The 8,305-nt window shown below is 53.5% G+C and carries 6 protein-coding genes and 1 pseudogene; 2 read left to right on the top strand and 5 right to left on the bottom strand.

Going from position 1 to position 8,305, the window contains the following annotated elements:
• From Q363_RS28875 to Q363_RS28865, 3 genes and pseudogenes are all read right to left on the bottom strand, one after another.
• Positions 1-203 (bottom strand): annotated as a pseudogene (locus Q363_RS28875) (Tn3 family transposase); the annotation flags it as partial.
• A gap of 341 nt (positions 204-544) precedes the next feature.
• Complete coding sequence (locus Q363_RS28870; protein WP_035357614.1) at positions 545-1,894, bottom strand: DUF1501 domain-containing protein; 1,350 nt, start codon at positions 1,892-1,894, stop codon at positions 545-547.
• A 60-nt stretch (positions 1,895-1,954) separates the two neighbouring features.
• Positions 1,955-3,613: a DUF1800 domain-containing protein gene (locus Q363_RS28865; protein WP_084080881.1), complete on the bottom strand. Its 1,659-nt coding sequence runs from the start codon at positions 3,611-3,613 to the stop codon at positions 1,955-1,957.
• Between the two features lie 510 nt (positions 3,614-4,123).
• Between Q363_RS28865 and Q363_RS28860 the strand changes: the two genes are divergently transcribed.
• Complete coding sequence (locus Q363_RS28860) at positions 4,124-4,672, top strand: hypothetical protein (RefSeq protein ID WP_157467790.1); 549 nt, start codon at positions 4,124-4,126, stop codon at positions 4,670-4,672.
• Between the two features lie 257 nt (positions 4,673-4,929).
• Here the strand turns inward: Q363_RS28860 and Q363_RS28855 are convergent, their stop codons facing one another.
• Entirely contained in the window at positions 4,930-6,066 is a 1,137-nt protein-coding gene (locus Q363_RS28855; RefSeq protein WP_035357609.1) for an acyltransferase family protein, read from the bottom strand.
• 552 nt (positions 6,067-6,618) lie between these two features.
• Between Q363_RS28855 and Q363_RS28845 the strand changes: the two genes are divergently transcribed.
• Positions 6,619-7,497: an outer membrane beta-barrel protein gene (locus tag Q363_RS28845; RefSeq protein WP_035357606.1), complete on the top strand. Its 879-nt coding sequence runs from the start codon at positions 6,619-6,621 to the stop codon at positions 7,495-7,497.
• Between the two features lie 405 nt (positions 7,498-7,902).
• Here Q363_RS28845 and Q363_RS28840 read toward each other — a convergent pair.
• A partial coding sequence (locus Q363_RS28840; RefSeq protein WP_157467788.1) for an energy transducer TonB occupies positions 7,903-8,305 on the bottom strand: 403 nt, incomplete at its 5' end.

The raw sequence follows: 8,305 nt of genomic DNA, 5'->3' as shown, positions 1-8,305 counted from the left end.
TAGGACAGACCGAACACCGGTCCACTTTGCGCCTGGGTATCGCCGTGAATCGTATCGGGCTTGATCTCGGCACCATTGCGGATCAGCCCATCCAGGATATAGACGGCTTCGTGAACGCCGCACGGAATGAAGTGGCTGAACAGTGCAATGTACATGTCGGACACATGATAGTAGCCGATGCCTCCGTATCCGCCGTAGCGGATCCTTCCCGCAGTTCCCGGGCCCAATAAAACGTTAAATATGCGCTTCTAATCGGAGCTTGTGATGAGCAGCATTTTTTCAACGTCTTGGTTAGTGATTATCTTTCTTCTTCTCAATCCATCGACATATATTCAACAGGCTTTGCGGAAGGAGCAAACATGTTCATAACTCGTATACGCGATGACCCACTGAGGCTCTCACGTACACTCACGACGCATACTGAAGCCAGCTCTTAGCTCGCATCGCACTCGCATGGCTATATTTCAGCCATACGTCCGATACGCCATATCGGCCAATTTATGCGAGGAATGGGTTGGCGTGATTCGGGTCCAACGAACATCACTTATACGAATCCCAGATTTGCCGATGGAAAAGCCCCAATGTTAGGAAATATTGAACTGAGTTGGGATGCCTGTACACCGAACCAGCTGGCCAGTGTTGCCGCGTATTGCACACTGCCTGTTGATGGAATCCATCGGCCGTTCATACCAGAATCGTCGGTACCACCGAGTGCGAGAGTGGGATAAGTCCCATAGAGTTTTGCTCCACGAACAGCACCTCCGAGCACGATGTGATTGCTACCCCAACCGTGATCGCTGCCGGTGTTGGAGTTTGGCTGGAGCGCGCGTGAAAAGTCAGACATCGTGAAGGTTGTGACCTGTTTGGCGATTCCCAACTCCTGCGTGGCCTGATAGAAAGCCGACATCGCTGTGGAAAGCTGGCCAAGTAAAAGTCCCTGCTGTGAGATCTGGTCGGAGTGCGTGTCAAAGTTGCCAATACTGGCAAAGAATATCTGTCTATTGACACCAAAACTGCTTCGTACCTGCATTAGCTGAGCAATCTGCTGTAGCTGAGTCGCAAGCGGGTTGTTAGCGGGGAAGACTGTAGCTAAGGGCGAAACGGAAGAAACGGCTTGTGCCAAAATACTGGCGTAGCGGTAGGCGTTTTGAGTAATGGTATTGTCGGCCTGCACAAGGCTTATTCCGCTATCAAAGCTGAGGAAGCTTTGAGCGATTGCCTGCCGAACCGGACACTCGTCGGGACCCTCGCCGCATGAGACGTTTCCGATGTTACCAGGGCTGACCGCTAGCGGAGTACTCGATCGACCGTCACAGAAAAGCGTGTCTCCTGCCATCGAGGTGATCATGGGAATAGAAGCGGATGAGTTGAATGTTCCGCCGAGAAGATCACTCATGCGTCCCGCCCAACCTGTGGGTGTAGAAGCGCTCTGTGAAGCATTTTGCCACTGCAACTGCTGATCGGTATGGCTAAAGAGATTGGAAGGCAGGTTTCGCAGTGCTGCCACGTCATCGCGAGTAGTTGGTTGAATCAGCGTACCGACGTTTGCGACTAGAGCTGCGGCACCACTATCAATGAGCTGACGAACCTCTGGCAGGTTGCCGTGGAGGCTGAAGTTAGGCATTGAAGCAAGCTGTAGAAGCTGGTTTTGAGGCAGCGCCAATGGACCACGAAGGCTGGCATAGTTACTGTAGCCATTCGGATCGAACGGAACGAGCATGTTGTTTCCGTCGTTGCCCCCGAAGAGGAAGATGCAGACGAGCGCCTTGTAATCGGTAGAGGGAGATTCGGTCTGAGCAAAGGCGTTGAGCGCACCAAAAGGACGGAGTCCAACAAGGCTTCCGGCCGCAGCGAGCGAGGTGGAACGAATGAAACTACGCCGATTTGTGCTCATGGTAGTAACTCCTGTGGGCTCGTGAGCGACATATCTTCAATCGCCGAATTCTAGTTTTAGTTAGTGCTCGATCTTATAAAAACTTGAGCTGATAACGAGCCACGTAGCAATGCGGACTCGCTGGCCGATATCTGCGGTCTGTGCAACGTGGTCCGCGATAGTCGATTGCATCGTGGAAGGCATTTGATCGTGCATGAAAAGGAGATTAAGTGCTTCCACCAAGTTGGCACTATCGGTTGCGGCATCTCCGGTCGCGGATGCAATCTTGCCGAGAGAGCTTGACTGGCTCATATCGATGGAGAACGATGTCAGGTGATTGCGTACGATGCTGTCGGCGAGGTTGAGCCGAAGAGTGACGGCCGCAGTGTTCTCCTGCGCAAACTCGGGCGCGTTGATCGTAGTGTTGGGAATGACATAGCTTGGCGGGAAGAAGTTGAAGACACTCGGCGCGGCGTAAGGCACTTGTCCAAGCGGCGAGGTGTAACTGCTGGCCGCATCGTAACGGCCTTGAGGATCAACGTTCGTGAATTCAAGTGCGCGCAGGATACCGGCAAAGTAGAGGATAGGTTCACGCAGATGGCCACCATCTGCCGCGGGATTTGTATCGGCAGCGCGTGCTTCAGGATCGGTAAAGATTGCGCTAACCACGGCCTTCATGTCGCCACGTACGCCCGATCCGTTATTGGCGAATACGGAAGCAACACGGCCAACATAGGCTGCCGAGGGATTGCCTGTAACGAGATGCTGGATGAGTTGGCGGCAGAAAAATGGGCCGACGTTAGGGTGATTGAAGAGAGAATCGACAACACCGTCGAGATCTTGGTTGGCGGTTTGGCCAGCCGGAAGAGTGGTGCCACTCAACAGGCTCTTAGGGGACATATCATGTGAGACTTCGATAGGCTGCATTGGCTGATCGAAGTTTGGTATTCCGTTCGGAAAGCTGGTCGGGACACCTCCCGTGGCACTGGCGTATGTCCAGCCAGTGAGAGCGCGTGCATAGGCCTGAACCTGTGCCTCGGTATAAACCCGCTGTGGGTTTCCTTGAGCATCTAGCTGGAGGCTGCCGTCAGGGTTGAGGAGAAACAGACCGGTGGTGAAGAGCTGCATAAACTCGCGGGCAAAGTTCTCGTTTGCGATCTCATTGGGTGGGGGTGCTCCACTATTGAGCATGTTGAGGTAGGTCCCCATCGCATTGGAGACGGCGACATCTCTGATTAGTTGGCGAAAATTACCAAAGGCGTCGTCGGCGAGCATGTTTTGGTAGGAAGGTATTGCGCGGGCATTCACCATGTTGGTGGAGACCACAAAAATCTCACTGAGCGCAAAGCCTACGCGCTGGCGGAGTTGGTCGTTAGCAGTAAGCGCATTTTGCCAGAAATAACTCTGCACACAACGATAGGTAGCATCGGGGCACATAGGGACAGGCGGATTGGGAATGGCAGGCATCCGCGTTGTAGGGATATCGAACTGCTCGTTGAGATAAGCCGTGATGCCGACTTGCTGCACGTGTTGTATGGCTGAAAGTGTGGGGCCAAAGGTAGTTTGGTCTAGTAAGCGAGCCGCTGCGACCGGAGGGAGAGGGTCATTCAAAATTGCAGCTTGCGCTATCTGAGTGCCGCCACCGCAACTAACCACGAAGAGCACTAGGGCTGCTATTAAATTCCAACGAAAACGATGCGATGAGCTTTCTTGGCCAATTGCCAAGCGGGACGTCTGCATGCAGTCCTTTCTATGCGCTATCCGGTCTGAGGTCTATAGGACCTTGGAATTAGGACTTTTAGAGCATCTTTCTAAGGTATTTAGTCCCATTTGATGGGTCGGATTGAGAGAAAATCGCTCGGGTTCTTTTTGCCAGCATTGACAGATGAATTCGTAAATCGTGAGGCAACCGCGAGTCTTGAGTCGTTTGGCGAAGTTAAACCTTTGCCGGCTAATACCAATTGCAGGGCAAGTCGAGCGACGAACGCCACTCTCGGTCAAACTGATCCGGTTCAGACACTACTGACACGCTAAACTGTCCTCATGTGTGGCCGCTACGTCAGATGCTCCGATTAGCAACGCACCGCGGATGCGAAAAAGAAGATCAGCAAAGGCCAGCAACTTGATGTGTGGATGACCGAAGTAAACGCCGTCAAGGCTTATTACAAAGCTTGAGCATCATTTGCTTGGTACTGCCTTATCTTCTCGGCGCATCACCATAATTGCCGCCGAAGCACTTGGCCGCAGGTCGTGACCGAAGCCGAGCAGCGCGATATTGCAACTGGGCCCAATACGGTAGAGAGTTCGGAGCGAAGGGCTATGGCATTTCACACAGCTGATGACGATGTCTATGTCTTTATAGGGGATCCTGCAACCCAGCCACTTTGGCATTGGGACAAGTGGCTGCTGCTGATGCCGGACCACGACGCACTATTTCAGGTTGCACGCGGGCCAGCGTCGACTCGATCAACACAATTCCTGCCCAATCGCGGCGGAACGGTGAAGTTTGGCAAGATTGGATGGAAAGAACCGGGCCAACAGAAATGGACGCATGGTTCCCCACGCACTCTGGAATCGTCTCCAAGCTGGAGTTTTCTCGATACCGAGTTGTGGGCGCCAGCCTGGACGCAGTGTGAGAGAGACAAATCTGCTCCGGACATCTTTATGGCCATTGCGAGCCAGAGTCCTTTCGGAGCCGCTCCCGCATTTGAGCCTGTTATCGTGCTTGCGGTCGTCAGTCAACATGCCAGTGGCAGATCCGCCAAGGGACGTAACCCACAACGGTTCCCGGCGCGATGACCAAGAATATTGCGGAGCCTACAATGGCGAGTATTCGCCTCATCGGAGGGAATTCTACAACGCCGTTAGTCGATCATCGACAAACAGGAACTAATCCGGCCGGCCATGGCCGAATAAGGGGGTAGATCAAGATCCTTAACGGAGGTTTTCGGTTGGATGTGGCCACTACCCCCTTACCGAATGATAATGCATGGAATTCTCAGCGAGGGAAGATTAAGTATTTCCGAGTTGAGGCTTCAGCACCCGCTAACCGCATCCTACTGCTTAACCGCGACTTGAGAAGGAATCGAGGCGACAGCAAGGATCTTTCTACGGAAGGGCCGTTCAAAACAGAAAACACTCACCATACTCACCACGACAAGTACACCCAGATAGATACACCAGACCCGCCATGTATCAATCACCCTCAGGCGTGAAAAATAACTCCACAGCGGCCAGTGAAGAAGATAGATGCTGTAGCTCGACTCCCCAAGCAGAACCAGATGCCTGTGCGACAGCAACTCAGCAAGCCAGCCATGAACGTTCGTCAGGCCCAGCAAAAGCAAACCCCAGACAGGCAGCAGCAATCCGTTGTTCATCACCACGTACGGGATATGAGTCGCGAAGTCAACCGAAGCGCCATACAGAGCACATGCGACGACAAGAAAGATAAAGGCTAATCGGTTCAACTGAACTGGCGTCAGTCTCTCCGCTAGAGTCTTCTGCAGAGAATACAAACAAATACCCGCAAGAAACTCGAAGATTCTAAAGATCGGAATCACACCGAGGATCGACCCTACCTCAGTCAAACCCGGCGTGACCAACTCTGTTGGATCGCTTGCGACAACAACCAGCGGAGCAAGCAACGAGCATCCCCAGAAGACGCTGAATAGTCCTAGAGCGTTAATTCCTTTTCGCCCCCATATCCGGGAAGCGACAAACGGAAACATCAGATAGAAGAACGCCTCCGAAGAGAGCGACCAGGATGGTAACGCGATATTACGGAAGCGATGGCCCATAAACTGCATCAGCGCACACTCGGACAGGAAGACTCCAACCGTCTTCACAAACGCTGCATCCACACCGATCAGCGAAATCTTCCGTAAAAAATAATTCGGTGCATCCAGCAGGAGAGCTAACAACAACAACGGATAGGCCCTCGCAAACCGAGACGTCCAGAAGGCTCGCCGATTGAACGGCCTTCCTGAATCGAGATAAACATACGACAGGATGTAGCCTGACAGTACGAAGAAGAAGCCGACCGCCGTATAACCTGTCATGGAAAATCGTCCCAGCCACGTCGATGCATGAGCACGATGCATCCAGAACACGCTATGCAGAAGCACCACATGTATCGCAAGAAAAAAGCGTATCGACGTTAGCGGAAGAATCGGGGAGAAAGTACCTGACCGCATGGGTTCATAGCCTCAAGTCGCAAATATTTCTCAAGGCAATGAGAGACAACCCAACTTTCAGGGCAAAAAGGAACCCTGCTCACTTCAGAACAACGGTCCACACTTGATTTTGATCAGGTCCCTTGTCGCGCTCGAACCTCTTATGAAAAACACCGAGTAAAGCTAAATTATTCCCGAAGACAGGCAGCCCACTCTTCCGACCTTTCTTCAACTCAAACGCCCACCTTTGCGAAGCGAAAAAGGGACATTCGCGCTTTGCCAGCAACATCTCGTACTGAAGTAAGACTACTCCTCCTGCCGCAAGGAGACCATGGGAAGAAATTCCTGAGAGGCGCGTTATCAAATAAAAACTTCATAATGCTCAGGGCCATGAGGACTACTCCATAGACAAGTCTGCCAACAAACGCCACTCAATTATCCCGTCCGCAGCAAGAAATTCGGGTGCTCCTCCGAGAGGTATCGGATCTTCAATCTTCCCGGCTTTAGGATCAATGTCAGGCTTAACGCTTGCTTGCTGCCTTGACTGACTCGGTCCTGCGCGGAGGATACGGCATGGTTTATGACACGATCTCCGGCCGCAGCCAATATGCACAGAACAACATCGAGGGCGCGGTCTGGCCTTATACCAAGGGCATTACCAATCAGACGACCAATGTCCAGGTCAACAACATCTGGCCTGGCGCGCCGTCAAATCCTCTCGTCCCGATCACGTCTCTGGCCGGCAACTCCCCGAACCCGGTCGTGGCGTCCTCTCCCTGGCTGGCGGCGAGCTTTGTCAATGCGCCGAACTATAATGACGCACGTTCGCAGCAGTACAATCTGCAGCTTCAGCAGCAGCTCACTACGTCCACGATCTTCTCTGTCGGCTATGCCGGATCGAAGACCGATCGACTCAACTTCACGGGGCGCGTGAACGCATCGCCGGTGGCGTCGACCGATACGACTCCCGCCTTGGCCATCGACGCGCTCAAGCTGATTCCGTGGGCTTCGCCTTCATGGAACTACTCCTCTTGCACTGGATACGCCAACTACAACGCTCTCCTCGTTCAGTTCCAGAAGCGCTTCTCGCAATCGCTTTCAACGATCGCCTCGTATACCTGGTCGAAGTGCATGGACAACAGCTCCGGTCTTTTCAATGCTGAAAATGGTACCGGCGGCGGTTCCGTCGTCCAGAACTATTTCAATCCCAGCAATGCCTACGGCGTCTGCGCCTACAACATTCCCAACTACTTCACCTGGAGCACCAACTACAGCCTTCCGTTCGGCCACGGTCAGCGCTGGCTGAACCATGGTGTGTCCTCCTATGTCTTTGGGGGAGTACGCATGAACTATGTCTTTCAGATCCGGTCGGGACAGCCCTACAACCTGACGGTTGGAGGCGATCCTGCCCATATCTCGGATTCTGTGTCGCCGCTTTTGCCAATGGCATGACCGACGACCGGATCGAACGTGCCCTTGAAGACGACTATCTATCCCGCGATACCAGCCCTACAAACGAGCTGCCTACATCCGAAGGACGATGGAGAAGGCGAGGAGATGGACCGGACGATGAGCATCGGTGCTGCACTTGCCCTTGTCATTTTTCCTCCTGCTTGTGAAATGACAATTCTAGTTTCTGAGCTGGCTTTTGCAACTCGCGCCATGAGAGAGATCGTTGAACAGGGCGGCTCCCTTCCGGTTTGCCTTTCTATCTGCGTTCAGCGTGCCGTGCTCAAGACACCCCCGCCCTTCGGACGCACGCTCTCCTTCCCAGAATCCGCTTCGCGCCTCGCAAGAGGTGCGGACTCCTGCCAGCAAGCGTCACAACGTTAGAAATTGCATTGAGTTAGTCCGGAGTTAGTATTCGTCCAATGAGAACTCGACGGTGATCGTCGTCGCGACATCGACCGGCCTGCCATTGAGCAGATGCGGTCTGTAGCGCCATGTCCGAACCGCCTCCGATGCTGAATTTCGAAGACGCCGGGGACCTTCAAGAACGTCTACGCGGGTCACAGTGCCGTCTTTGGAGATGACTGCCCGCATCACCACTGAACCCTCGATGCGATCGACCTTTGCGGCCTCCGGATAGGCGGGCACGCGCGACGAGACGAGATTAGCCTCCATGACGTCCGGAGCTACATTGATTGCGTCCGCGACATCGACATCAGACGGCGCTGCCTTGGCTGCTGATGCAACAGTTACTGCATCGCTCGACGTCGCCTTCCGGCGAGAACGTGGACTGGACTCGCTGCCGGAAGCC

The sequence above is a fragment of the Edaphobacter aggregans DSM 19364 genome, from assembly GCF_000745965.1.
Classification (GTDB): Bacteria; Acidobacteriota; Terriglobia; order Terriglobales; family Acidobacteriaceae; genus Edaphobacter; species Edaphobacter aggregans.
Note: the sequence above shows the minus strand (reverse complement) of the source record. Positions and strands in the feature narration are given on the sequence as shown.

What these genes read in the sequence shown, in the direction of transcription:
- Q363_RS28870 (WP_035357614.1), bottom strand. Translation starts at nt 1,894, where the DNA reads ATGAGCACAAATCGGCGTAGTTTCATTCGTTCCACCTCGCTCGCTGCG.
- Q363_RS28865 (WP_084080881.1), bottom strand. Translation starts at nt 3,613, where the DNA reads ATGCAGACGTCCCGCTTGGCAATTGGCCAAGAAAGCTCATCGCATCGT.
- Q363_RS28855 (WP_035357609.1), bottom strand. Translation starts at nt 6,066, where the DNA reads ATGCGGTCAGGTACTTTCTCCCCGATTCTTCCGCTAACGTCGATACGC.
- Q363_RS28845 (WP_035357606.1), top strand. Translation starts at nt 6,619, where the DNA reads ATGGTTTATGACACGATCTCCGGCCGCAGCCAATATGCACAGAACAAC.